Here is a 22,757-nt window from a genome sequence, read left to right as displayed (position 1 = left end):
CGGTCATTCTTCTACGCGCACGGGTCAATTAATGACCGTTCCAACCTACATCTCAGGAATCATTCTTGATTGGACAACATCTGGCGTAAACGCTTTGGGGCGCCCGCTCGCAGCACCAGCGAGGAATTGCGGGTTCGGGCCCATGACTATGTCGATGGCGCACGGGAGATTTGGCACAGCCATGAATATGGCCAACTGGTGCACGCCACCCAAGGCGTGATCCGGGTGTTGACCCGCATGGGCGCCTGGACCGTCCCGCCGGCATACGGCTTTTGGATTGCGCCGGGTGTCGACCATGAATTGCACATGGTCGGTAAGGTTGCGATGCGCGCACTGTACGTGGAAAGCGATCAATTACCCACGGCGTGGCAATCCTGCCGATTGATCAGGGTAGAGCCGCTGCTGCGGGAGCTGATTCTGGGCATGCTCGCACCCGACGCCCACACTGCCCTGCTCACGCCATTGCTGCTGCACCAGTTGATATCCGCGACTGAAACCGAAGGCTGCAGCCTGCCATTGCCCCGGGACAAACGCGTGCTCAGTGTGTGTGAAATGCTTCTGGAAGACCCGGCGAACCCGGCCACCCTGGAAGACTGGAGTGAATCCATCGGCGCCAGCGTGCGCACCCTGCGCCGGCGGTTTCGGGATGAAACCGGGCTGAGCTTCAACCAATGGCGCCAGCAGCTACGGATTGCCGAAGCCGTTTGCCAGTTAGCCCAGGGCCGACCATTGGGGGCTATTGCACGGGACATGGGCTATGCCAACGGCAATGCGTTTGGTGCAATGTTCAAGCGGGTACTGGGCGAAGCCCCCAGCCGCTATTTGGGCAAGGCATAAAAAAACCTGCGGTCTTTCGACTCGCAGGCTTTTTCAACGGGCTGGCAACGATGAATCAGTAAGCCTTGCCAGTCTTGTAGAAGTGCTCGTAGCAGAAGTTGGTCGCTTCGATGTAGCCTTCAGCGCCACCGCAGTCAAAACGACGACCCTTGAACTTGTAGGCAATCACGCAACCGTCTTTTGCCTGCTTCAGCAGGGCGTCGGTGATCTGGATCTCGCCACCCTTGCCTGGCTCGGTTTCTTCGATCAGCTTGAAGATATCAGGGGTCAGGATGTAGCGGCCGATGATCGCCAGGTTCGACGGAGCATCTTCCGGCGCTGGCTTTTCAACCATGTCGCGTACGCGGATCAGGCCATCACCGATATCGTCGCCGGCAATCACGCCGTACTTGTTGGTTTCCTGAGGATCGACCTCTTGAACCGCGACGATGGTGCAACGGTACTTCTGGTACAGCTTGACCATCTGGGTCAGGACGCCGTCGCCTTCCAGGTTTACACACAGGTCATCGGCCAGTACCACGGCGAACGGTTCGTCACCGATCAGCGGACGACCGGTCAGGATCGCGTGCCCCAGGCCTTTCATTTGGGTCTGGCGGGTGTAGGAGAACGAGCACTCGTCGAGCAGCTTACGGATGCCGACCAGGTATTTTTCCTTGTCGGTGCCCTTGATCTGGTTTTCCAGCTCGTAGCTGATGTCGAAGTGGTCTTCCAGGGCGCGTTTGCCACGGCCGGTCACGATCGAGATTTCGTTCAGGCCGGCATCCAGTGCTTCTTCCACGCCATACTGGATCAGTGGCTTGTTCACCACCGGCAGCATTTCTTTGGGCATGGCCTTGGTCGCTGGCAGGAAGCGAGTGCCGTAACCGGCTGCTGGGAACAAGCATTTCTTGATCATATGAGTCCTTACAAAGGGCTGTGCGTACGAAATTCGGCGCAGTCTAATCAGGCCGCAGTCACCTTACAATGGGTCCTGCTGGCGTTGCGATGTCAACATAGAGAAAAAATGTCGGCGTAAGTTCCGCCGGCATTCAATCAAGTACCTTCGCCGCTGTTAGAAATCGTCGGCTTGTGCCCGTCATTCAAAGGGCTCCAACCTTTTTAGCACGCTTTATGGCGATCGGCACTGACCTGCAACAACTTGCGCCGCCCCACGCCGTTTGGCGCTATCATTACGCCCTTGAACCAGACAACGAGATTGATAGATGTCAGAACCAAAAGGCGTGAACGGCTACCTGATCACCAAGCGAGCGGACGGCTGGCACTTGATCAACTTCCATGGCGACAGCGTTGCCGGCGCATTCGCGACCGAAGCTCAAGCCTGTGCCGTGGCCGAAGTGTTTGTGGATGAGGCCGGCCACGCGTCGAGCAAGCGTCCGAAAACCAAGTAACACCGCGGTAACGCCAATCAAGCCTCGTTTGACGGGGCTTTTTTGTGTTTGTCTGTACGTTGATGGCGGTTCGCTATAATCTCGCCTGTAACGCCCCACGACAGTGTCAGCGCTCCCCTCCAACACCCTGATGACGACTCCTACATGAACAAGATCCTGGCACTGATTGCGGTACTGGCGCTTACCGGTGGCTGCACCACCACTTCCGACACGGTCCTGAAGAACGGCGAACAAGGACTGGCCATCGACTGCTCCGGCGAAGCCAACTCCTGGGCCAGCTGTTATGAAAAGGCTGATGCGTCCTGCGCGGGCACCGGCTACCGGATTGTCGGCACCGAAGGCACACCGGCCCTGAAAGAAAGCGACAAGACCCTGGGCAAGGATGTCGGCAACTACAAGACCCGCAGCGTGACGGTGGTCTGCAAATAATTACATGTGAATTTCGGCGAACTTGATGCCCAGGCCGCGAATGGTCTCGATCAAGTCGTCCAGGCGGGAGAAGGATTCGACTTCATCCTGGTCATCCACCAGGAAGTAGCTGCGACCGCCGCTCTTCTTGAAGAACACGATCCACTCGCCCGTATCCGCGGGATTTTGAATCACATGGGTCGCAGAAATATGCCCCCCTGCATGCTGTTCCCTGACTTGCTCACGTTTCATGACTGAGTTTCCGAAAAGACAATGCCGCTGATTCAGCGGCATTTTTTATGGGTTATCGACAGTTTAACGGATGCCTTGGCCAATCAGTACGCCATCGACCGTCTGCCCGTAAAGATTGACGCCGTCATTGGCGTGGAACTTCACCCGGGTTTTCTCCACGGAGCCGTCCACGAGGCGCGGGTCCTGAGGACGCTCGTGACGGTTGACGTAGGCCGCCACGTCCCAGGCTTGCTGGTCGGTCAGGCTGCCGCCCTGGCCCAGGGGCATGTTGTGCTTGATGAAGGACGCTGCCGTATTGATTCGATGCATCCCGGCGCCCCAGTTGTAGGAGTCTTTACCCCAGAGCGGCGGCATCACGTAGTTGTCGCCCACTTTCTGGCCCTGGCCTTCGGCGCCATGGCACACCGCGCACTGGCCCTTGTAGACCTCTGCGCCCTGGGCCAGGTCGTAACCCTTGGCGGGTGCCGGCACGTCCGGGTAGCCACGGCCCGGCAGTTCGACGCCCAAGGGAGCCTTGCTCGCCAGCCAGTAGGCATATACCGACAGCGCGGTAATCTCCGGGCTGTCTGCAGCCGGTGGCGTGCCGCCATTCATGCTGAACTGGAAACAGCCCTGCAAACGCTCGGCGAAGGTGTTGACCTTGTCGTTCTTTTTCCGATACGCCGGGTACATCGGGTAGGCACCCCACAGCGGCGCCGAATTGGCCAGGCGACCCTGGTCCAGGTGGCAATTGCTGCAATTGAGGCCATTACCGACAAATTGCGGCGCCAGGCGCTTGGTGTCGACAAACAGCGCGTAGCCCTGTTTCACCAGCTTGCCGTAGGCGTTGTCCGGCAGCTCGCTTTCTTTGGGCGGCTGGAACTGCACGGCAGCCCCATGAGCGCCGGCTGGCTGCAACTGTGACTGGTCTTCCATGGCAATAGGGGCGGCATGGACGGGTACGCCGATCAGGCTTCCCAGCAGCGGAGCAAACAAGAAGCGCTTCATGGCTTGGCCTCCTGGCCGCTCAACGAGGCAAAATAGGTGGCCACGGCCTGCACTTCTTCAGCGCTGAGGGATTTGGCGATATGGCCCATCAGATCATTCGGATCGTTATGGCGCGTGCCGCTGCGCCAGGCGTTCAACTGCGCCGCGAGGTAGGCCGCAGATTGTCCGGCCAGGGGTGGAAACCCGTCGCCGACGCCCACGCCGGCCGGGCCATGACAGCTGACACAGGCCGGAATCTGGCGCTCCCACGCACCTTGCAGGGCAATCTTTTGCGCAGCGTCAGTAGGCATCTCGCTGCGGTGCACCGGCACAGGTGCGGGCGCAGGCATTGCCGCCAGCTGCCGGGTTACAGCGCTGACTTCCTCTTCCGTGAGGGCGTTGGCCAGTGGCTGCATCACCGGGCTGTTCCGGGCGCCACTTTTAAAATCGTGCAGTTGCTTACGCAAATACCCCGCCGATAAACCGGCCAAACGCGGAAAACCCGCGGCTGCCAGCCCCAGGCCATCAGCCCCGTGGCAGGCCACGCACGGCGCAGCTCCCGGCTGCGAGCCGCCCTGCATATAAACGTTTTTCCCCTCCAGCGCGTGGGCATTGCCCAACATCAGCAACAACGCGCTACCCATCAGAACTCGTTCCAGAGACATCATCACGACTCCATTTTTATAGTTATATGCTTAGGCGAATTAGGCATAAGCCTACAAATGGTAGGGCAATGGCCCGGTCGCGACAACACTCATCCGCGAGCAAAAGGACGGTGTACTGAACCTCGCGCACAAAAAAGCCCGACGCTGCGGCAGCAGGGTCGGGCTTCTTGATCGGATTCGAGGTGGGCGGCTACAGACTCAGCCGGAAATGCACGCTTCCCCCGCAGCCTTCACGTCACCTGGACGAATAGGCACATTGGACATGCTCTCGTAGAGCTTGATACTGCTCCCGCTGGAGCGCTCTTCAATTTCAAAAATGGCCGACGGGTCGGCAGAAAACTTCTGCGGTACGATAACTTGAACACCATCCTTGTGAGGCTCGATCTGCGAAGGCCTGCGGGTTTTAGACAATTTCTGGACAACGCACGCCGCGTATTCCTGTGGTTTTTTCCCGGAGATCACTGCCAGCGTTGGTGGGGTCTGCTTGATATCCGCCACCGAAGCACATCCACCCAACGCCAGGGCCAGAACCAACACACTCCACTTCATATAAAAACCTCCGATAAAGACCCTACGACAGCGAAGAAGGTATTTTTCTCCCGCCCACGTAGGATTTATCCCTGATAACTCGGTAAATAACTGTTTTAAATTGTCGAAGTCGTCGACGACGGTCCGATAATAAACGTGCTGGGGCTGATAAACTCCATCTTAACCTACGTATCGTTCTGATTTTTCAGAAAAAGCCCTTCTGGAGACACCTTATGAAATTCATCCACCAGCGTGAGCACCTCAATGAAGGAGATATTGTCGTCATTGAATGCTCGCAAACCTGCAACATCCGCCTGATGAGCGATGCCAACTTTCGCAGCTTCAAGAACGGCGGCCGCCATACTTACCACGGCGGCGCGTTCGACAAGTTCCCGGCAAAAATCACTGCGCCCAGCACCGGGTTCTGGAACATCACCCTGGACGTCGTGACCCGCCGCGCCATCAGCGTGACCAAAAAGCCGACGTTGTCCCACAAGATCCGCATTGTGCGCCGCACCAATTCGAAACTGAGCTGACAGGAATGCCCGTGACTACCACCAAATATGTGATCAAGTACAAACTCAACGGTGAGCGCCGCTTCGAGTTCGCCCAACTGCAAGCAGGCAGCGTGGAGGAAGCCAAGGAAGCCCTGGCGAAAATCCACGATGCCAGCGATGAGATTACCGACATCAATGTGAGCAAGGCGCTGTAATTCGAGCGCAAGCATCGGAGTGTTCTGACGCTGACGACTTTCTAGACTGGCAGCCCTAATGCGCTGCCACAGGAACTTGTCGATGCCTTCCACTCCACTGCATGAACGCCTGGCCAAGCTGGACTGGGCCGCCATCGAGCAAGCCCTCGATGAACAGGGTAACGCACTGATTCCGGCCCTGCTGGATCAGCAGGAATGCGCTGAACTGAGCGGCCACTACCCCCGACCCGAACTGTTTCGCTCCCATGTGATGATGGCCAGGCACGGCTTTGGCCGGGGCGAATACAAATATTTCCGCTACCCGCTGCCAGCGCCGATCCGCGCGCTGCGTGAACAGCTGTATGGGTTCCTGGCGCCCCAGGCCAATCGCTGGAACGAACAGATGAACCTGCCGATCACCTATCCGGCGCACCATGCCGACTTCATTGCCCGCTGCCACGCTGCCGGGCAGCAACGCCCTACCCCGTTATTGCTGCAATACGGTCCAGGCGACTACAACTGCCTGCATCAGGATCTGTACGGGGAACATGTGTTTCCCCTACAAGTTGCCATCCTGTTGTCGCAGCCGGGAGAGGACTTTCGTGGCGGGGAGTTGGTGCTGACGGAGCAGCGGCCAAGAATGCAATCCCGGGCTCAGGTTGTCCCTCTCAACCAGGGTGACGCGGTAATCTTCGCGGTCAATCAGCGACCCATGCCGAGTGTGAGGGGGTTTCATCGGGTGACCTTGCGCCACGGGGTCAGTGTTCTGCACAGTGGTACCCGGCATACCTTGGGAGTGATTTTTCACGATGCGCAGTAAGACCCTTCCCGGATCAACCGCCGATTTGTTCGCCGATGAGGCGCTGCAACAGCCCCCGGGGCGCGAGCAAATCGGTGAACAATCCTACGTCCTCAGAGGCTATGCCCTGCCCTGGGTCGAGCGTTTGCTACCGGAGCTGCGACGGGTATTGGCTCAATCGCCCTTCCGGCAAATGGTCACGCCCGGTGGTTTTACCATGTCGGCGGCGTTAAGCAGTTGCGGTGAATTGGGCTGGACGACCGACTCCACCGGTTATCGCTACTCCCCGATTGACCCGAATAACCAACAACCCTGGCCAGCCCTGCCGGCCGCATTGCGCGAACTGGCCGTGACGGCGGCAGCAGATGCAGGTTTCGACGATTTCGAGCCGGATGCCTGCCTGATCAACCGCTATGTGCCAGGCGCGAAAATGTCCCTGCACCAGGACAAGAACGAGCGGCGCTATGCCGCCCCGGTGGTCTCGGTGTCATTGGGTTTACCGGCGATCTTCCTGTTCGGCGGCCATGAGCGCAGCGACAAGACGCAAAAAGTCTCGCTGTTCCATGGCGACGTAGTGGTATGGGGCGGCGTGGACCGCCTGCGCTTTCACGGCGTGATGCCGATCAAGCCCGGCACGCATCCGGTCATGGGGCCGCAGCGCATCAACCTGACGTTTCGCACGGCCGGATGAATTTGACCGCAAGCATCGGAGTGATGGGAATGCCCCACGGGACTAACCTGGCATTCTTCAACCAGGAGCCACCACCATGACCGCGCGCCACGCCACCGAACAAGACCCGCGCTGGGCCGCGATTGTCGCCCGTGACGCCAAGGCCGACTTGACCTTCGTCTATGGTGTGAAAACCACCGGTGTGTACTGCCGCCCCAGCAGTTCCGCGCGGCGCCCGCGCCCGGAGAACGTCGAGTTCTTCGACACCCCGCAACAGGCTGAAGCGGCGGGCTACCGGCCCAACAAGCGCGCGTCGGGGGACCAGACCCAGGTGGCCGCACGCCATGCGCAACTGGTGGCAGCGGCCTGTCGGCACATCGAACAGGCCGAAACCCTGCCGCCCCTTGAAGATCTGGCCGCCCTCGCCGGCTTGAGCCCGTTCCATTTTCATCGGGTGTTCAAGGCGGTGACCGGCCTGACGCCCAAGCGCTACGGCAGCGCTCATCGCTCGCGCAAGGTACGGGACGGCCTCAAGGGCCAGCACTCGGTGACCGATGCGCTGTACGACGCCGGCTTCAATTCCAACAGCCGCTTTTATGAGGCTGCCGACCAATTGCTCGGCATGAAGCCCCGCGACTACAAAGCCGGCGGCACCAACACGGATATTCGCTTTGCCGTTGGCCAATGCTCATTGGGCGCCATTCTGGTGGCCCAGAGCAATCGCGGTGTGTGCGCGATCCTGCTGGGGGATGACCCGGACAAACTGGTGCGCGACCTGCAGGACCAGTTTCCCCGCGCCAATCTGCTGGGTGCCGATCACGACTTCGAACAATTGATCGCCCAAGTGGTGGGCTTTATCGAAGCGCCGGCCCTGGGCCTGGACCTGCCCCTGGATTTGCGCGGCACTGCGTTTCAGGAACGCGTGTGGCAAGCCTTGCGGGAAATCCCGGTGGGGTGCACCGCCAGCTACGCCGAGATCGCCCAGCGCATCGGCGCGCCGACCGCCTATCGCGCCGTGGCCCAGGCGTGTGGTGCCAACAGCCTGGCGGTGGCGATTCCCTGCCATCGCGTGGTGCGCGCCGACGGCAATCTGTCGGGCTACCGCTGGGGTGTCGAGCGCAAGCGGCAGTTGCTGGAGCGCGAAAGCCCGGCAGAATCCTGAGGACGTCTACACCAGTTTGCGCTTGCGAAACTCGGCCACCTTATGCCGATTGCCACACAGCGCCATGCTGCACCAGCGGCGCTTGTGGCCCTTGGTGCGGTCGTAGAACCACAGCACGCACTCGGGATGTTCGCAGGTGCGGACCAGGCCGAAATCCCCTTCCACCAGTAACGTCGCGGCGGCTTCGGCAATCGGCGCCAGGAACTGCTCGGCAGTCTGCACCTTGCGCTGGCGCTCCAGCCGCAACTCGCCAGGCGCCGGCCAAGCCAGTTGCGGGTGACTGACCGCCTTGCGCAGGAACGCATTCAGCGCGGCGGGATCGCCCTGCTGGCCGGCCTTGCGCTGTTCCAGTAACACGCGGATCACTTCCCGCAATCCCCGCGCCGCGCCCAGCAGTGCCCCCTCCTCAAATACCGGTACTGCGCCCTCCTCGGCCCAGCCAAGCCGCACCAGCCAGCGCTCGACATCGGCATCGCCTTGCCAGAATTCAAAGGGCACACCGTCGACATTCGCCCGGGTATTGAGCATGTCCAGCACGGGATGATCAGCCAGGACGTAGGGTTCCAATGGGGATGGGGTGATGGCGGGCATGGCGAATCCTCTTCAAGTCCGCGCCATCGTAACCGCTGATTTTGCTTTTGAATAGTTACTAAATTTGCTAATCAGTAACCCAATAAATTAATTTGACAGGTTACATTTTCAAGCGCAGCCTGCAAAACGAGTAACCCGACAAATCAATTTAACCAGTTACGCAGAGGACTCCGATCATGTCGATTTCAGCCCCGGTTGTTCGCTATCAGCACGTTGATGCCGATGGTGTGCGCATTTTCTACCGTGAAGCCGGCGACCTCTCCGCGCCGGTGTTGTTGCTGCTGCATGGCTTTCCCAGTTCGTCCCATATGTACCGTGACCTGATCCCGCTGCTTGCCACCCGTTACCGGATCATCGCCCCGGACTTGCCAGGCTTCGGCTTCACTGAAGTCCCCGCCGAACGCAATTACCACTACAGCTTCGATAACCTGGCGATCACCGTTGGCCACTTCGTCGAGGCCCTGAACCTCAGTCGCTATGCCCTCTATGTGTTCGACTACGGCGCACCGGTGGGCCTGCGCCTCGCCGTGGCCCACCCGGAACGGGTCAGCGCGCTGATATCGCAAAACGGCAATGCTTACCTGGAAGGTTTGGGTGACGCCTGGGATCCGATCCGGGCCTACTGGGCCGAGCCGAGCCAGGCCAATCGCGAGGTGATCCGCAACGCGGTCATCAGCCTGGAAGGCACGCGTTATCAGTACCTGCATGGCGTGTCGCAACCGGAGCTGGTGGCGCCGGAGTCCTACATGCTCGACGTGCTCCTGATGCAGCGTCCAGGCAATGACGAGATCCAGTTGGACCTGTTCCTCGACTACCGCAACAACCTGACGGTGTACCCGGCGTTCCAGGCGTTTTTCAAGGCCACGCAAGTGCCGGCGCTGGTGATCTGGGGCCAGAACGATCCCTTCTTCATCCCGCCGGGCGCCCATGCCTACAAAGGCGACAACCCCAACGCCGTGGTGGAATTACTCGACACCGGCCACTTCGCCCTGGAAACCCACGCCGCGCACATTGCCCAACGGATTCATGAAGTACTGGGTGACGCCATCAACTGATAACCGCCCATGAAACACTGGATTCGTCCAGTGAATAATACAGACTGGCCTGGTGCTGCCTGGCCCTGCTAAAACGACGGAACAGCATTCCACCGTTGGAGAAGCGTCCCATGAGCACCTGGCCAGACACCCGAATTCTTGACCTGCTGGGCATCGAGTTACCGATCATTCAGGCGCCCATGGCCAATGCCACGAGCACGGCCATGGTGATTGCGGCCAATCAGGCCGGCGCCCTCGGTTCAATGCCGGCGGCGGCGCTCAGCATCGAGCAACTGCGCGAAGCACTCACCACGATTCGCCAGGCCAGTTCGCGGCCGCTGAACGTAAATTTCTTCTGCCATCAGCCACCGACGCCGGATGCTCACCGCGACCTTCAGTGGAAGAACCTGCTGGAAACCTACTACCGTGAGCTGGGCGCCGATTTTGACGCGCCGACGCCCGTCTCCAACCGCGCACCGTTCAACAACGCCGCCTGTGAAGTGGTGGAAGAATTCCGCCCGGAAGTGGTGAGCTTTCACTTCGGCCTGCCGGAAAAATCCCTGCTGGACCGGGTCAAGGCCACCGGGGCGAAAGTGCTGTCGTCGGCTACCACCGTCGAAGAAGCCATCTGGCTGGAACAGCACGGCTGCGATGCAATCATCGCCATGGGCAACGAAGCCGGTGGCCATCGCGGGATGTTCCTCAGCGACGACCTGAATAGCCAGATCGGCACCATGGCGCTGGTGCCACAGGTTGTCGATGCCGTGCGCGTGCCGGTGATTGCGGCCGGCGGCATCGGGGATGCCAGGGGCATTGTCGCGGCCTTCGCCCTTGGCGCGTCAGCGGTGCAGATTGGCACCGCGTACCTGTTTACCCCCGAGGCCACCGTCTCGAAGTCACACCACCACGCCTTGCGCACTGCCCAGGCCAGTGAAACCGCGCTGACCAACCTGTTCACCGGGCGCCCGGCGCGGGGCATCATCAACCGCGTAATGCGTGAGTTGGGCGCGATCAACCCCACGGCGCCGGCGTTCCCGCTGTCCGGCGGTGCGTTGATGCCGCTCAAGGCCAAGGACGAAGCCGGCTTCAGCAACTTGTGGTCGGGCCAGGCGCTGCGCCTCGGCAAAGACATCTCCAGCTATGACCTGACGCTCGAACTGGCCGCGCAAACCCTGGAAAAACTCGGCCGACGCTGAACCTGAACTCCCGGGACAACTTTGCGCTGTACCGGCAGTGGCCAACCGCTATATATTCCCATACATAGCGGTAGTCCCCTTCTGCCTATAACAAGCCGCAAACCCCAAGGAGCTTCTTGATGATGATTCGCGCCTCACGCCTGGCCCCCACGGCCCTCGCTACCCTGATCGCCGCGTTTGGCTTCTCCTCGGCGAGTGCCGATGAAGTACAGGTGGCCGTGGCTGCCAACTTCACCGCACCGATCCAGGCGATTGCCGCCGACTTTGAAAAAGACACCGGCCATAAACTGGTCGCTGCCTACGGCGCTACCGGCCAGTTCTACACCCAGATCAAGAACGGCGCGCCGTTTGAAGTGTTCCTCAGCGCCGACGACACCACCCCGCAGAAGCTCGAAGCCGAAGGCGACACCGTCAAGGGCTCGCGCTTCACCTACGCGGTCGGCACCCTGGCACTGTGGTCGGCCAAGGAAGGCTACGTCGATGGCAAGGGCGAAGTGCTGAAGAAAAACCAGTTCCAGCACCTGTCCATCGCCAACCCGAAAGCCGCGCCTTATGGCCTGGCCGCCACCCAGGTGCTGGCGAAGGAAGGCCTGACCGAGAAGGTCAAGGACAAGCTCGTTGAAGGCCAGAACATCACCCAGGCCTATCAGTTCGTCTCCACCGGCAACGCCGAACTGGGTTTTGTAGCGCTGTCGCAGATCTACAAGGACGGCAAAGTCACCAGCGGTTCGGCCTGGATCGTGCCGTCGTCGATGCATGACCCGATCAAGCAGGACGCGGTAATCCTCAACAAGGGCAAGGACAGCGCCGCCGCCAAGGCCCTGGTTGAATACCTGAAAGGTCCGAAAGCCGCCGCGGTGATCAAGTCCTACGGTTACGAGCTGTAAATGCCGCTGTCGAGTGCCGATTTTTCCGCGATCTGGTTGACCCTGAAACTGGCGTCGCTGACCACGGTCATCCTGCTGATCATCGGCACTCCGATAGCCCTGTGGCTGTCGCGCACCCGCTCGTGGTGGCGCGGCCCCATTGGCGCGGTGGTGGCCTTGCCGTTGGTGTTGCCACCCACGGTGATCGGCTTCTACCTGCTGCTGACCATGGGCCCCAACGGCTACTTCGGCCAGTTCACCCAATGGCTGGGCCTGGGCACCCTGACCTTCAGCTTCGCCGGGCTGGTGATTGGCTCGGTGATCTATTCGATGCCGTTCGTGGTGCAGCCGTTGCAAAACGCCTTCTCCGCCATTGGCACTCGCCCGCTGGAAGTGGCCGCGACCTTGCGGGCCAATCCCTGGGACACCTTTTTCACGGTGATCCTGCCCCTGGCGCGCCCGGGGTTTATCACCGCGTCGATTCTCGGTTTTGCCCACACCGTCGGCGAGTTCGGCGTGGTACTGATGATCGGCGGCAATATTCCCAACAAGACCCGGGTCGTCTCGGTGCAGATCTACGACCACGTCGAAGCCATGGAATATGCCCAGGCCCACTGGCTGGCCGGGTCCATGGTGGTGTTTTCTTTCCTGGTGTTGCTGGCGCTCTACTCCAGCCGTAAAACCAAGGCGGGCTGGAGCTGATGTCGATGATCGAGGTACGCCTGCAACTGAAGTATTCCGGGTTTGCCCTGGACGTCGACCTGCACCTGCCCGGTCGTGGGGTGACGGCGCTGTACGGCCATTCCGGCTCCGGCAAGACCACCTGCCTGCGTTGCATCGCCGGGCTGGAGCGGGCTGAGGAGGGTTTCGTGCAGATCAACGACGAGGTCTGGCAAGACAGCCGCAAAGGACTGTTCGTGCCACCCCACAAACGCGCCCTGGGCTACGTGTTTCAAGAAGCCAGCCTGTTCCCGCATTTGTCGGTACTGGCCAACCTGGAGTTCGGCCTCAAGCGCATCCCGCGCCAGCAACGCCGGGTGGAGATGAGCCACGCCACCGAACTATTGGGCATCGGCCACCTGCTGGAGCGCCATCCGCAGCACCTTTCCGGCGGTGAGCGCCAGCGCATCGGCATCGCCCGCGCCCTGCTCACCAGCCCGAGCCTGTTGCTGATGGATGAACCGTTGGCCGCGCTGGACAGCAAACGCAAAAGCGAGATCCTGCCGTATCTCGAACGCCTGCATGACGAACTGGAGATTCCGGTGCTGTACGTCAGCCATGCCCAGGACGAAGTGGCGCGCCTGGCTGATCACATCGTGTTGCTCAGCGACGGCAAGGCCCTGGCCAGCGGTCCCATCGGCGAAACCCTGGCCCGGCTGGACCTGCCCATGGCCCTGGGCGACGACGCCGGTGTGGTGATCAACGGCACCGTCAGCGCCTACGACGCGCATTACCAGTTGCTCACCCTGCAATTGCCCGCGAGCCAATTGCAGATGCGCGTGGCCCATGCACCATTGGCGCTGGGCAAACAGTTGCGTTTCAAGATCCAGGCGCGGGACGTCAGCTTGAGCCTGCAGGCCGAGGAACACAGCAGCATCCTCAATCGCCTGCCGGTGACGGTGACCCAGGAAATCCCGGCGGACAACGCAGCCCACGTGCTGGTAAGCCTGGACGCCGCCGGCACGCCGCTGCTGGCGCGCATCACCCGTTACTCGCGGGACCAGTTGCAGCTGCATCCCGGCCAGACGCTGTGGGCGCAAATCAAGGCGGTGGCGGTACTGGCCTGACTGCCCGACAGCTGCTATGGGGGAGCAAACTTGTTGGCACGACCGTAAAACCCTGCGGTCAATCAGAAATACCTGCCAAGGAATTTGCGCCATGCCCGATCCTGCGTTGCTTGCCGACCTGCCCCGCGACCTGCATTACGTCGACGATACCCAGCCCGGGATCTCCCGCAAAAAGCTGCGGGGCAAATTCCAATACTTCAAGGCCGACGGCACACGCATAACCGATGCCGACGAAATCAAACGCATCAACGCACTGGCAGTGCCGCCGGCCTATACCGATGTGTGGATCTGCGCCGACCCGCGCGGCCATCTGCAGGCCACCGGGCGGGATGCCCGGGGGCGCAAGCAGTACCGCTACCACCCGCGCTGGCGCGAGGTGCGCGACACCGACAAATACTCCCGGCTGCAACAGTTCGGCAGCGCGCTGCCCAAGTTGCGCAAACAGTTGGAAGCACAGATCGAGGCGCCAGGGTTCAATCGGGAAAAGGTCCTGGCCACGGTGGTGCTGCTGCTCGACGCCACCCTGATCCGCGTCGGCAATACCCAATATGCCCGCGACAACCGCTCCTACGGCCTGACCACCCTGCGCACCCGCCATGTGGATATCAAGGGCAGTGAGATCCTGTTCCAGTTTCGCGGCAAGAGCGGCATCGAGCACCAGATCAGCGTCAAGGACCGGCGCCTGGCCACGGTGATCAAGCGTTGCCTGGAGTTGCCGGGGCAGAACCTGTTCCAGTACCTGGACGAGAACGGCGAGCGCCATACCGTCAGTTCCACCGATGTGAATGCCTACCTGCACACCCTGACCGGCGCGGATTTTACCGCCAAGGACTACCGCACCTGGGCCGGCAGCGCCCTGGCGCTGGCAGTGCTGCGCGAGCTTGAGTGGCAGCCGGAATCCGACGCCAAGAAACATGTGGTGGAGATGGTCAAGAACGTTGCCAAGCAACTGGGCAACACCCCGGCGGTGTGTCGCAAGTGCTACATCCACCCGGCGGTGCTGGAGCATTTCAGCCTGGGCGAACTGGCGAAACTGCCCAAGCCCCGAGTGCGCAAAGGCTTGAAGGCCGAGGAAGTCGGGCTGGCGATGTTTCTGGAGCAACTGGCCGAACGCCTGTAAGTGCGCCAAGTCATTGCAGCGGAGCACGAAGCGCCCTACGGTAGTGGCCGGATAATCTCACCGAGGAACCCGGCCCCATGCTGCCTTCATCCCTGAAGCCGTACACCAACGCCGCCTTGCTGCATCGCCACAAATGGCGCGGGCGTGTCGGGTTGCTGCTGGTGGCGAGCCTTTCCGTGCTGGCGGGCATGACCGATGCGATTGGTTTCATGGCCAGCGGGGATTTTGTGTCGTTCATGAGCGGCAACACCACGCGCCTCGCCGTGGCGATCAGCGAAGGCGACCTGGGCCTTACCGCGCGCCTGACACTGCTGGTGGCGACGTTTATCGCCGGGAATGCGCTGGGCGTGATGGTCAGCCGCGTCAGCCGGCGCCACGCCCTGCCCCTGTTGCTGTGCATCGCCACCCTGCTGTGCGGGGCTGCGGCCTGGCCGTTCGCCGATCAATTGCCGGCGTTGCTGGCAGCGATCATCGCCATGGGCATGCTGAATGCCGCCGTCGAAGAAGTGAACGGGTTGCCCGTGGGGCTTACCTATGTCACCGGGGCGCTGTCACGCTTTGGTCGCGGGCTGGGCCGCTGGATGCTCGGTGAACGCCGCAACGGCTGGCGCGTGCAACTGATCCCGTGGGCCGGGATGTTTGTGGGTGCGGTGATCGGTGCGTTGCTGGAGCACCACATGGGGATTCGTGCGCTGCTGGTCAGCGGGGTGCTGTCGGCGCTGTTGGGGCTGGTGTCGCTGAAGATTCCGCGGCGCTGGCACCTGGGGTACATGCCCCGCTAGAAAACAGTTGCCCTCCCGACGCTCCGGCCTCGACATCCCTGTACCGGTAAAGAGCCGTCACGCCGGGTGAGCGGGAAAATACTAAAACAATGCCTGCGGGACTGTCCGCAGGGCATTTCTGAACTTTTCTAACGTAATGGATTACAGGCAGGTCGCCAGTGCCGCCAGGCGGCGTTTGGCCGGATAGTCATCCTGGGCCGCGTAATAGTTGACGGAGGCGCCGGCGCCGGCACTGCGCACGTCGACAAAATAGTCACCTGCCGTGGTGTAGATGGTGAAGCCACCAGCCTGTGCAGGCTCCATGAAACCACCGGCATCCACCCCGAACACCGCTTCATCCTGCCAGCCGAACTGGATGCACTGGGCAACCACCAGCGGAGCCTTGTCCGAGGCCAGGGTTTTGTAGGGCGCGCCGGTACGCGCCTCTTTCATCTTCGAGCCCGCGCAACCGGCCAGCGATGCCAGGACCAAAGCGCCAATTACCACCATCCGCATACCGAAGCTTCCTTGGAAAAAACGCGACTGTACCATTAGCAGGCGACACCGAAGGATTATTGCGTCACCCTGCCGCCTACTTACGAACCCGCTTTTACCCGGAAACCCCATGACACCCAATGCCGAGCGCTACAACCCCTCCACCGACTACGCCGACAAGCTGATCAGCCGCATCGGCCAGACGCCTTCGTGGATCGCCAAACGCATCGGCGTGACCGACAAGCGCATCCGCTACATCCTTGACGGCGAGCGCACCGTGAAGGGCGAAAGCACCCCGATCCAGATGACCTACACCGAGCAATTTGCCCTGGAATGCCTGGCGGCCGAGGCGAAAGCCAACAAGAAAGCCGCCGCCCCGGTTATCGAATAGCTGACAGATTCATGAACTTTGTTTCACTGTGAAGGAAGACCTCGCCGCCTATAGTCGGCAGGCTCATTTTTAAGAAGTCTCCCTTCCAGCCTGCCCTCCCGCAGGCTTTTTTTTGCCTTGGTTTTGCTCCCCCCCGTAGCAGGAGTTTGCTGGTCAGAGCAGCCAGCGGAACAGATAGAACAGCGCCATGCTCAGCAACACGGTGATCAGTACGCTGCGGGTCCAGAACATCAACGCCACGGCGCTGATTCCGGCCAGCAGGTAGGGGTTGCCCACACTCAGGTTGAGCTTGTGATCAGCCAGGAAAATGATCGGGCCGCAGATGGCGGTGAGCATCCCCGGTACGGCAAACCCGAGAAACTCCCGCGCCCCGCGATTGAGGCGCACCGGCAGGCGCGGCTCGAGAAACAGGTAGCGGTTGAGAAACACGATCAGGCCCATGCCAAAAATCATCACGAAGATCATTGCTGCCCTACTCCCAGCCGCTTGCAGGCAAACCCTGCGCTCATCCCCAACACACCGGACACCACCACCGCCGATTCCCAGTGCAGGTAGCTCAGCCAAACCGAGCACAGCAACGACACGGCTACGCAGACGATGGTCGGCACGTCGCGCACTACCGGGGTGATCAGGGCGATAAAGGTCGCTGCGATCGAGAATTCCAGGCCCAGTTGATCCAGCCCGGGAATGCTTTTGCCGAGCACGATGCCGGCGAAGGTAAAGACGTTCCAGATGATATAGAACGTCAGGCCGACGCCCAGGGCGTACCAGCGATTGAAGGTCTGGCGGTCGTACTGGCTGACCAGGGCGAAGAATTCGTCGGTCAGCAAAAAGCCCAGGCTCATGCGCCACCGTGGTTTGAGCGGCGACAGCGTGGGACGCATGTGCATGCCGTAGAGCAAATGCTGGGAGGTCAGCAGCAAGGTGGTCAGCAGGATCGAAATCAGGCTGGCGCCGCTCTTGACCATACCGATGGCCACCAATTGTGCGGCACCGGCAAACACGATGGTCGACAGCCCCTGGGCTTCCAGCGGCGTGAATTGGGCATCAATTGCAGTCGAACCGGCCAGCAATCCCCACGGCGCACACGCCAGGGACAATGGAATGATCGCAATCGCGCCACGGGAAAAGGCATTCAGAGGCAGAGCGTTAGGCATACACAACAAGCTCATCGACAGTCAGTCGACAAGCATGCCAGCGGTATCAGGGATTGTCTTGAACGATCGTGCTCAAGCCAGTTTGACCGACACCCGCTCCACCGCGTCCCGGGCTTCGCGCAGTTCGTGGGCGTCCTGGTTGAGCCGGTGGATGGTATTGAGCAGGCGCTGGCGCAGCACTTCATCGCTGAGCTTTTCGACGGCGCGCATCAGGTCAAACGCCGCGGTTTCGTTATTGTCCGCGACGGAATCCAGGGTCTTGCGCAGGTTGCGAGTGGCACGGGTCACACGTTTTCTTCCTTCATCACCAATGGGCAGGCACTTTAGGACATTTGTGTTTCAGTTTAATTTCAACCACTTGTCATCGATTGTCGGGCACTTGACGCAGGTCAATCGAAACAAGGTTTGACTAATATATATGGAAATCCGTATATTCGTATTTCCATATGTATCAAGGCACTGACCATGTCAGATCTTTTCTCCCCGCCCAACGTCTTCAAATGCCTGGCCGACGCCACCCGCGCCAGGCTGACGTTGTTGATCCTGCGTGAAGGCGAACTTTGCGTGTGCGAATTGATCCATGCTCTGGACGACAGCCAGCCGAAAATCTCCCGCCACCTGGCGCAACTGCGCAGTTGCGGGTTGCTGCTGGACCGTCGCCAGGGCCAGTGGATTTATTACCGCCTCAACCCGGCCTTGCCGGAGTGGGTGACGGCAGTGCTCGACACCACCCTGCAAGCCAACCAAGCCTGGTTAAAAACAGACGCCCAGCGTCTGGAAACCATGGGTGACCGACCACAACGGGCCAGCGCCTGCTGCTGATCCTGCGGAGAGCTTTTCATGCTTGTAGCCGTTGCTATCTTTCTGTTCACCATCATTTTGGTCATCTGGCAGCCCAAGGGCCTGGGCGTGGGCTGGAGCGCCACGATGGGTGCGATCCTGGCCCTGGCGTGCGGGGTTATCAGCCTGGCCGACATCCCGGTGGTGTGGCACATCATCTGGAACGCCACCGGGACCTTTGTCGCGCTGATCGTCATCAGCCTGCTGCTGGATGAGGCGGGCTTCTTTGCCTGGGCTGCCTTGCATGTGGCGCGCTGGGGCCGTGGGCGTGGTCGGCGACTGTTCGCGTACATGGTGCTGCTGGGCGCGCTGGTATCGGCTTTGTTCGCCAACGACGGCGCGGCGCTGATCCTCACGCCCATCGTGATGTCGATGCTGCTGGCGTTGCGCTTTTCCCCGGCAGCCACCCTGGCGTTCGTCATGGGCGCCGGGTTTATCGCCGACACCGCGAGCCTGCCGCTGGTAGTCTCCAACCTGGTGAACATCGTCTCGGCCGACTACTTCAAGATCGGCTTCAACGAATACGCCGCAGTGATGGTGCCGGTGAACCTGGTGAGCGTCGCCGCGACCCTCGCCGTATTGCTGTGGTTTTTCCGCCGGGACATTCCGCAAACCTACGACCCGGCAGACCTCGACGACCCTGCCAGTGCGATCCACGACCGCGCCACCTTCCGCGCCGGCTGGTGGGTGCTGGGCATCCTGCTGGTGGGCTGCTTTGCCCTGGAACCGCTGGGCATTCCCATCAGCGCAATTTCTGCCGCCTGCGCCATATTACTGCTGGTGATCGCCGCCAAGGGCCACAAAATCTCCACCCGCAAGGTGCTGAAGGAAGCGCCCTGGCAGATCGTGATTTTCTCCCTGGGCATGTACCTGGTGGTCTACGGCCTGCGTAACGCCGGGCTGACCGACTACCTCGCGACCTGGCTCGACACCTTCGCAAGCTATGGCGTATGGGGCGCGGCCTTGGGCACCGGTGTACTCACCGCGCTGCTGTCTTCGGCGATGAACAACCTGCCAACCGTGCTGATCGGCGCGCTCTCCATCGAGGCCAGCCACGCCGTGGGCGTGGTCAAGGACGCGATGATCTACGCCAACGTGATCGGCAGCGACCTCGGCCCCAAAATCACCCCTATCGGCAGCCTGGCGACCTTGCTCTGGCTGCACATCCTGGCACGCAAAGGCATCACCATCACCTGGGGTTACTACTTCAAGGTCGGGATCGTGCTGACCCTGCCGGTACTGTTGATCACCCTCGCCGCCCTGGCCTTGCGCCTGAGTTTCTGACGGAGTTCGCTTGATGAAAGTCCTGTTCATGTGCACCGCCAACAGCTGCCGCAGCATTCTTTCGGAAGCCTTGTTCAACCATCTGGCGCCGGACGGTTTCCAGGCCATCAGCTCCGGGAGTTTCCCCAAGGGCCAGGTGCTGCCACGCAGCCTGACCACGCTGAAGGCCGCCGGCATCAGCACCGAAGGCTTGTACAGCAAGGGCAACGACGCCTTTGAAGGCAGCCCGCCGGACATCGTCGTCACCGTGTGCGACAAGGCTGCTGGAGAAGCTTGCCCAGTGTATTTCGGCCCGGCCATGAAGGCACATTGGGGGTTGGAGGACCCGTCGGATGTTCAAGGCGATGAAGCCCAGGTCGACGCCGCGTTCCGCGCCACCCTGGAAATCATTGAACGGCGCTGCCGGGCTTTTTTCGAGATTCCGTTCGCCAGCCTGAGTCCCGTTGAACTCAAGGCCGAGCTCGATCGCATCGCCACGCTATAACCGGAGAGCCTGATGAGCACCCTGCCCAACCTGCACCAAAACCTGTCCACGCCTCAACAATTTGAACGACCGCCACGCATCCTGCTGCTCTATGGTTCCACTCGCCCGCGCTCGTTCAGCCGTCTACTGGTGGAAGAAGCGGCGCGACTGTTGCGACACTTTGGCGCCGAGACGCGCATCTTCAATCCATTGGGTTTACCGCTGCCGGACGATGCTCCCAACGACCACCCCAAGGTCCAGGAACTGCTGGAACTGATGCAGTGGTCTGAAGGCCAGGTCTGGTGTTCGCCGGAGCGCCACGGCTCGATGTCGGCGGTGTTCAAGGCGCAACTCGACTGGGTGCCACTGGCGCTCGGCGCAGTGCGGCCAACCCAGGGCAAAACCCTGGCAGTGATGCAGGTCTGCGGTGGCTCGCAGTCCTTCAACACCGTGAACCAGCTCCGGGTGCTGGGGCGCTGGATGCGCATGTTCACGATCCCCAATCAATCGTCGGTGCCCAAGGCCTTTATGGAGTTCGACGATCAGGACCGCATGAAGCCGTCGGCACTCTACGACCGCGTGGTGGATGTGATGGAAGAGCTGGTGAGGTTCACCCTGCTGCTGCGTGATCACCCGGACCTGGTGGACCGTTATTCGGAGCGCAAGGAGAGTAGCGAGGCGCTGTCGAAACGGGTCAATCAACGGTCGATCTGAAGCCCTTTTCCGGCGTATGCTCGCGGGCAACGGTCACAGCGAGCCCCCTCAATGAGTTCCATGCAGCACGCCTGGCTGGGCAACTACGAAGTCAGCAGCACCGCCTGCACCGGCCTGACATTTGCCCGCCACAGCCATGATGAATGCGTGATCGGCGTCAACCTGCTCGGCGAGGAACAGGTGTGGCTGGATCGTCGCACCTTCGAGGCCGGCCCCGGCAGCATCACCCTGTACAACCCGGGGCAGATTCAAGGCGGCGGCGCGGCCGAAGGGCAGCCGTGGCGGTTTGTCAGCTTGTATGCGACTGCCGAGCAATTGGCGGCTGATCTGGGCCTGGCGCACCTGGAGTTCGACCGTTCGCTGTGCTTCCAGCCGGCGTTGGCGATGAAACTCGCCGGGGCGATTGAAGGTGCGTTGAGTGTCGATCCGCTGGCCCGGGAGCTGAGTGAGGAAGCCCTGGTGGTGCTGCTCGGCGAAGTCGTCGGTTGCAGCGGCGTCCGCTTGCCTGGCAGCACTGCGGTGGGACGCGGGTTGGTGATCAAGGCCCAGGAATTGCTGGCTGAAAACCTGCACCAGGCGGTGGCACTCGAGACCCTTGGTGACGAGTTGGGCCTGTCGAAATTCCATCTGCTGCGGGCTTTTCAGAAAGAAACCGGGCTGAGTCCACGCCAGTGGGCGATGCAACTGCGTACCCGGCGCGCCAAGGGGCTGTTGCGCTCAGGCGTTGCGGCGTCGCAGGTTGCCCATGCCTTGGGGTTTGCTGACCAGAGCCATCTGAATCGGCATTTCCGGGCGGCCTACGGGATCACACCGGGGCGCTATCAACGCGTGCTCAAGGGCTGAAAAGCGCAATCTGGTTCAAGACGACTTACACACCCTTCCCTAAAATGCCGGCCATCACTTGAAGGAAGGCAGGCATGTTGACGATCTTTTTTTCGGCGCTGGTGTTTGGGTTTGTGTTTTGCCTGTCGCCGGGGGCGGTGCTGGCGGAGACGCTGCGCCGTGGGCTGCTGCATGGGTTTACCCCTGCGCTGTTGGTGCAGATCGGTTCGCTGGTGGGCGATGCCGTGTGGGCGGTGATCGGGCTTACGGGCATGGCGTTGTTGATCCAGCATGAGTCGGTGCGGGTGCCGCTGACGGCCGTTTGTGGGCTGTATCTGGCCTGGCTCGGGATTCGCAGCCTGATGGATGCCTGGCACTTGCCAGAGGCCGGGAGTGCGCCGGCCAGGTCCGGGCAGAATGCGCTGGTGGTGGGGGCGGCGATTTCCCTGGCCAATCCGAAGAACATTGTCTATTGGGGGGCGCTGGGGAGTGCGTTGTCGGGGATAGTCGGAGCGGCGCCTAGCCATGGGCAGACGTTGATGTTTTTTGCGGGGTTTATGCTGGCTTCGGTGTTGTCGTGCTTTTTGATTGCGGGGTTGGTCAACTTGCTGCGGCGGAATGCTTCGCCCATGTGGCAGAGGGTTAGCTATGGGGCTTGTGGGGTGGTGCTGCTGTATTTGGCGATTTTGGCGTTGCGGGGGATTTGAGGGGGCATATCCGTTATTTGGGTAACGGCGGCCTATGGTTCCGCTCTTACAGCGGCTCACTTTGGAAAAGCCGGAATGCCGGCCCAGCCCAAAGTAGGCAAAGGGCTCCGCAATACCTGCGTTCGGCCTCGGGCTTATTGGGGCAGTCAGATCAAGATCAAAA

General features: G+C 61.0%; 32 protein-coding genes. 22 read left to right on the top strand and 10 right to left on the bottom strand.

From position 1 onward, the window contains the following. Positions 1-69 precede the first annotated feature (69 nt). Positions 70-837, top strand: coding sequence for an AraC family transcriptional regulator (locus ACW9I6_RS09360; RefSeq protein ID WP_457339212.1), 768 nt, complete (start codon positions 70-72; stop codon positions 835-837). A gap of 55 nt (positions 838-892) precedes the next feature. Here the strand turns inward: ACW9I6_RS09360 and galU are convergent, their stop codons facing one another. Then, positions 893-1,732 carry a UTP--glucose-1-phosphate uridylyltransferase GalU gene (gene galU / locus ACW9I6_RS09355; RefSeq protein WP_003212579.1) on the bottom strand — a complete coding sequence of 280 codons (840 nt, stop codon included), beginning with the start codon at positions 1,730-1,732 and terminating at the stop codon, positions 893-895. Positions 1,733-2,039: 307 nt separating this feature from the next. Between galU and ACW9I6_RS09350 the strand changes: the two genes are divergently transcribed. Together ACW9I6_RS09350 and ACW9I6_RS09345 are read left to right on the top strand one after the other, a co-directional pair. Beyond that, complete coding sequence (locus tag ACW9I6_RS09350; protein WP_003212580.1) at positions 2,040-2,225, top strand: hypothetical protein; 186 nt, start codon at positions 2,040-2,042, stop codon at positions 2,223-2,225. 144 nt (positions 2,226-2,369) lie between these two features. Then, entirely contained in the window at positions 2,370-2,654 is a 285-nt protein-coding gene (locus tag ACW9I6_RS09345) for a hypothetical protein (RefSeq protein ID WP_003212581.1), read from the top strand. Here the strand turns inward: ACW9I6_RS09345 and ACW9I6_RS09340 are convergent, their stop codons facing one another. The 4 genes from ACW9I6_RS09340 to ACW9I6_RS09325 all read right to left on the bottom strand — a co-directional run bounded on the left by ACW9I6_RS09340 (position 2,655) and on the right by ACW9I6_RS09325 (position 5,065). Next, positions 2,655-2,885, bottom strand: coding sequence for a hypothetical protein (locus ACW9I6_RS09340; RefSeq protein ID WP_003212582.1), 231 nt, complete (start codon positions 2,883-2,885; stop codon positions 2,655-2,657). Positions 2,886-2,948: 63 nt separating this feature from the next. Further along, on the bottom strand, positions 2,949-3,872 hold the full coding sequence (locus ACW9I6_RS09335; RefSeq protein WP_003212583.1) for a c-type cytochrome: 924 nt from the start codon (positions 3,870-3,872) through the stop codon (positions 2,949-2,951). Then, on the bottom strand, positions 3,869-4,519 hold the full coding sequence (locus ACW9I6_RS09330) for a c-type cytochrome (protein ID WP_256344302.1): 651 nt from the start codon (positions 4,517-4,519) through the stop codon (positions 3,869-3,871). The genes ACW9I6_RS09335 and ACW9I6_RS09330 overlap by 4 nt, the downstream gene beginning before the upstream one ends. Before the next feature lie 195 nt (positions 4,520-4,714). Continuing rightward, complete coding sequence (locus ACW9I6_RS09325) at positions 4,715-5,065, bottom strand: hypothetical protein (protein WP_003212585.1); 351 nt, start codon at positions 5,063-5,065, stop codon at positions 4,715-4,717. Positions 5,066-5,277: 212 nt separating this feature from the next. Here ACW9I6_RS09325 and ACW9I6_RS09320 point away from each other — a divergent pair, with 212 nt between their 5' ends. The 5 genes from ACW9I6_RS09320 to ada all read left to right on the top strand — a co-directional run bounded on the left by ACW9I6_RS09320 (position 5,278) and on the right by ada (position 8,366). Further along, complete coding sequence (locus tag ACW9I6_RS09320) at positions 5,278-5,580, top strand: DUF1883 domain-containing protein (RefSeq protein WP_003212586.1); 303 nt, start codon at positions 5,278-5,280, stop codon at positions 5,578-5,580. Between the two features lie 11 nt (positions 5,581-5,591). After that, positions 5,592-5,756 (top strand): hypothetical protein, encoded by a 165-nt coding sequence (locus ACW9I6_RS09315; protein ID WP_166742130.1) that lies wholly within the window; start codon positions 5,592-5,594, stop codon positions 5,754-5,756. 82 nt (positions 5,757-5,838) lie between these two features. Further along, positions 5,839-6,555, top strand: coding sequence for a 2OG-Fe(II) oxygenase (locus ACW9I6_RS09310; RefSeq protein ID WP_177067370.1), 717 nt, complete (start codon positions 5,839-5,841; stop codon positions 6,553-6,555). Continuing rightward, positions 6,545-7,225: a DNA oxidative demethylase AlkB gene (gene alkB, locus ACW9I6_RS09305; protein ID WP_457339211.1), complete on the top strand. Its 681-nt coding sequence runs from the start codon at positions 6,545-6,547 to the stop codon at positions 7,223-7,225. Before ACW9I6_RS09310 ends, alkB begins: the two co-directional genes overlap by 11 nt. Positions 7,226-7,301: 76 nt before the next feature. After that, positions 7,302-8,366 (top strand): bifunctional DNA-binding transcriptional regulator/O6-methylguanine-DNA methyltransferase Ada, encoded by a 1,065-nt coding sequence (ada, locus tag ACW9I6_RS09300; RefSeq protein ID WP_301051030.1) that lies wholly within the window; start codon positions 7,302-7,304, stop codon positions 8,364-8,366. A gap of 6 nt (positions 8,367-8,372) precedes the next feature. Here ada and ACW9I6_RS09295 read toward each other — a convergent pair whose 3' ends face one another. Next, positions 8,373-8,957: a CGNR zinc finger domain-containing protein gene (locus tag ACW9I6_RS09295; protein ID WP_177067371.1), complete on the bottom strand. Its 585-nt coding sequence runs from the start codon at positions 8,955-8,957 to the stop codon at positions 8,373-8,375. Positions 8,958-9,133: 176 nt separating this feature from the next. On the opposite strand from ACW9I6_RS09295, the gene ACW9I6_RS09290 reads away from it, so the two are divergent. The 7 genes from ACW9I6_RS09290 to ACW9I6_RS09260 all read left to right on the top strand — a co-directional run bounded on the left by ACW9I6_RS09290 (position 9,134) and on the right by ACW9I6_RS09260 (position 15,742). Next, positions 9,134-10,012: an alpha/beta fold hydrolase gene (locus ACW9I6_RS09290; protein ID WP_457339210.1), complete on the top strand. Its 879-nt coding sequence runs from the start codon at positions 9,134-9,136 to the stop codon at positions 10,010-10,012. A gap of 110 nt (positions 10,013-10,122) precedes the next feature. After that, entirely contained in the window at positions 10,123-11,187 is a 1,065-nt protein-coding gene (locus ACW9I6_RS09285) for an NAD(P)H-dependent flavin oxidoreductase (protein WP_008432497.1), read from the top strand. Positions 11,188-11,306: 119 nt separating this feature from the next. Then, positions 11,307-12,074, top strand: a complete 768-nt coding sequence (modA, locus tag ACW9I6_RS09280; protein WP_256346348.1) for a molybdate ABC transporter substrate-binding protein — start codon at positions 11,307-11,309, stop codon at positions 12,072-12,074. After that, positions 12,075-12,755, top strand: coding sequence for a molybdate ABC transporter permease subunit (gene modB, locus ACW9I6_RS09275; RefSeq protein ID WP_003212595.1), 681 nt, complete (start codon positions 12,075-12,077; stop codon positions 12,753-12,755). It abuts the gene before it with no gap. Next, on the top strand, positions 12,755-13,840 hold the full coding sequence (modC, locus tag ACW9I6_RS09270; RefSeq protein ID WP_177020089.1) for a molybdenum ABC transporter ATP-binding protein: 1,086 nt from the start codon (positions 12,755-12,757) through the stop codon (positions 13,838-13,840). The genes modB and modC overlap by 1 nt, the downstream gene beginning before the upstream one ends. Positions 13,841-13,931: 91 nt before the next feature. Then, a complete protein-coding gene (locus tag ACW9I6_RS09265) occupies positions 13,932-14,960 on the top strand; it encodes a DNA topoisomerase IB (protein ID WP_008432490.1) in 1,029 nt (342 codons plus the stop codon). Between the two features lie 77 nt (positions 14,961-15,037). Continuing rightward, positions 15,038-15,742: a YoaK family protein gene (locus ACW9I6_RS09260; protein WP_087693906.1), complete on the top strand. Its 705-nt coding sequence runs from the start codon at positions 15,038-15,040 to the stop codon at positions 15,740-15,742. A gap of 141 nt (positions 15,743-15,883) precedes the next feature. Here ACW9I6_RS09260 and ACW9I6_RS09255 read toward each other — a convergent pair whose 3' ends face one another. Further along, the gene (locus ACW9I6_RS09255; RefSeq protein ID WP_087693907.1) at positions 15,884-16,237 is read right to left on the bottom strand and encodes a hypothetical protein; all 354 of its coding nucleotides are present in this window, start codon (positions 16,235-16,237) and stop codon (positions 15,884-15,886) included. A 109-nt stretch (positions 16,238-16,346) separates the two neighbouring features. On the opposite strand from ACW9I6_RS09255, the gene ACW9I6_RS09250 reads away from it, so the two are divergent. Beyond that, positions 16,347-16,607 carry a hypothetical protein gene (locus ACW9I6_RS09250; RefSeq protein ID WP_003212600.1) on the top strand — a complete coding sequence of 87 codons (261 nt, stop codon included), beginning with the start codon at positions 16,347-16,349 and terminating at the stop codon, positions 16,605-16,607. Between the two features lie 153 nt (positions 16,608-16,760). On the opposite strand, the gene ACW9I6_RS09245 is transcribed toward ACW9I6_RS09250, so the two are convergent. The 3 genes from ACW9I6_RS09245 to ACW9I6_RS09235 all read right to left on the bottom strand — a co-directional run bounded on the left by ACW9I6_RS09245 (position 16,761) and on the right by ACW9I6_RS09235 (position 18,052). Next, entirely contained in the window at positions 16,761-17,072 is a 312-nt protein-coding gene (locus ACW9I6_RS09245) for an AzlD domain-containing protein (RefSeq protein ID WP_008432487.1), read from the bottom strand. After that, positions 17,069-17,764 (bottom strand): AzlC family ABC transporter permease, encoded by a 696-nt coding sequence (locus ACW9I6_RS09240; protein WP_003212602.1) that lies wholly within the window; start codon positions 17,762-17,764, stop codon positions 17,069-17,071. The genes ACW9I6_RS09245 and ACW9I6_RS09240 overlap by 4 nt, the downstream gene beginning before the upstream one ends. Before the next feature lie 72 nt (positions 17,765-17,836). Continuing rightward, positions 17,837-18,052, bottom strand: a complete 216-nt coding sequence (locus ACW9I6_RS09235) for a hypothetical protein (RefSeq protein WP_003212603.1) — start codon at positions 18,050-18,052, stop codon at positions 17,837-17,839. Between the two features lie 177 nt (positions 18,053-18,229). Between ACW9I6_RS09235 and ACW9I6_RS09230 the strand changes: the two genes are divergently transcribed. The 6 genes from ACW9I6_RS09230 to ACW9I6_RS09205 all read left to right on the top strand — a co-directional run bounded on the left by ACW9I6_RS09230 (position 18,230) and on the right by ACW9I6_RS09205 (position 22,594). After that, positions 18,230-18,586 carry a metalloregulator ArsR/SmtB family transcription factor gene (locus tag ACW9I6_RS09230; RefSeq protein ID WP_003212604.1) on the top strand — a complete coding sequence of 119 codons (357 nt, stop codon included), beginning with the start codon at positions 18,230-18,232 and terminating at the stop codon, positions 18,584-18,586. An 18-nt stretch (positions 18,587-18,604) separates the two neighbouring features. Then, positions 18,605-19,888: an arsenic transporter gene (locus ACW9I6_RS09225; protein WP_003212605.1), complete on the top strand. Its 1,284-nt coding sequence runs from the start codon at positions 18,605-18,607 to the stop codon at positions 19,886-19,888. A 13-nt stretch (positions 19,889-19,901) separates the two neighbouring features. Next, a complete protein-coding gene (locus tag ACW9I6_RS09220; protein ID WP_457339209.1) occupies positions 19,902-20,372 on the top strand; it encodes an arsenate reductase ArsC in 471 nt (156 codons plus the stop codon). Between the two features lie 12 nt (positions 20,373-20,384). Further along, positions 20,385-21,065: an arsenical resistance protein ArsH gene (gene arsH, locus ACW9I6_RS09215; protein ID WP_457339208.1), complete on the top strand. Its 681-nt coding sequence runs from the start codon at positions 20,385-20,387 to the stop codon at positions 21,063-21,065. 51 nt (positions 21,066-21,116) lie between these two features. Beyond that, a complete protein-coding gene (locus ACW9I6_RS09210) occupies positions 21,117-21,908 on the top strand; it encodes an AraC family transcriptional regulator (protein WP_023658815.1) in 792 nt (263 codons plus the stop codon). Positions 21,909-21,982: 74 nt separating this feature from the next. Then, positions 21,983-22,594, top strand: a complete 612-nt coding sequence (locus ACW9I6_RS09205) for a LysE family transporter (protein ID WP_177054236.1) — start codon at positions 21,983-21,985, stop codon at positions 22,592-22,594. Positions 22,595-22,757 lie beyond the last annotated feature (163 nt).

The organism is Pseudomonas sp. SDO5522_S412 (genome assembly GCF_054071215.1).
This window is presented reverse-complemented; position numbering and strand designations above follow the sequence as displayed.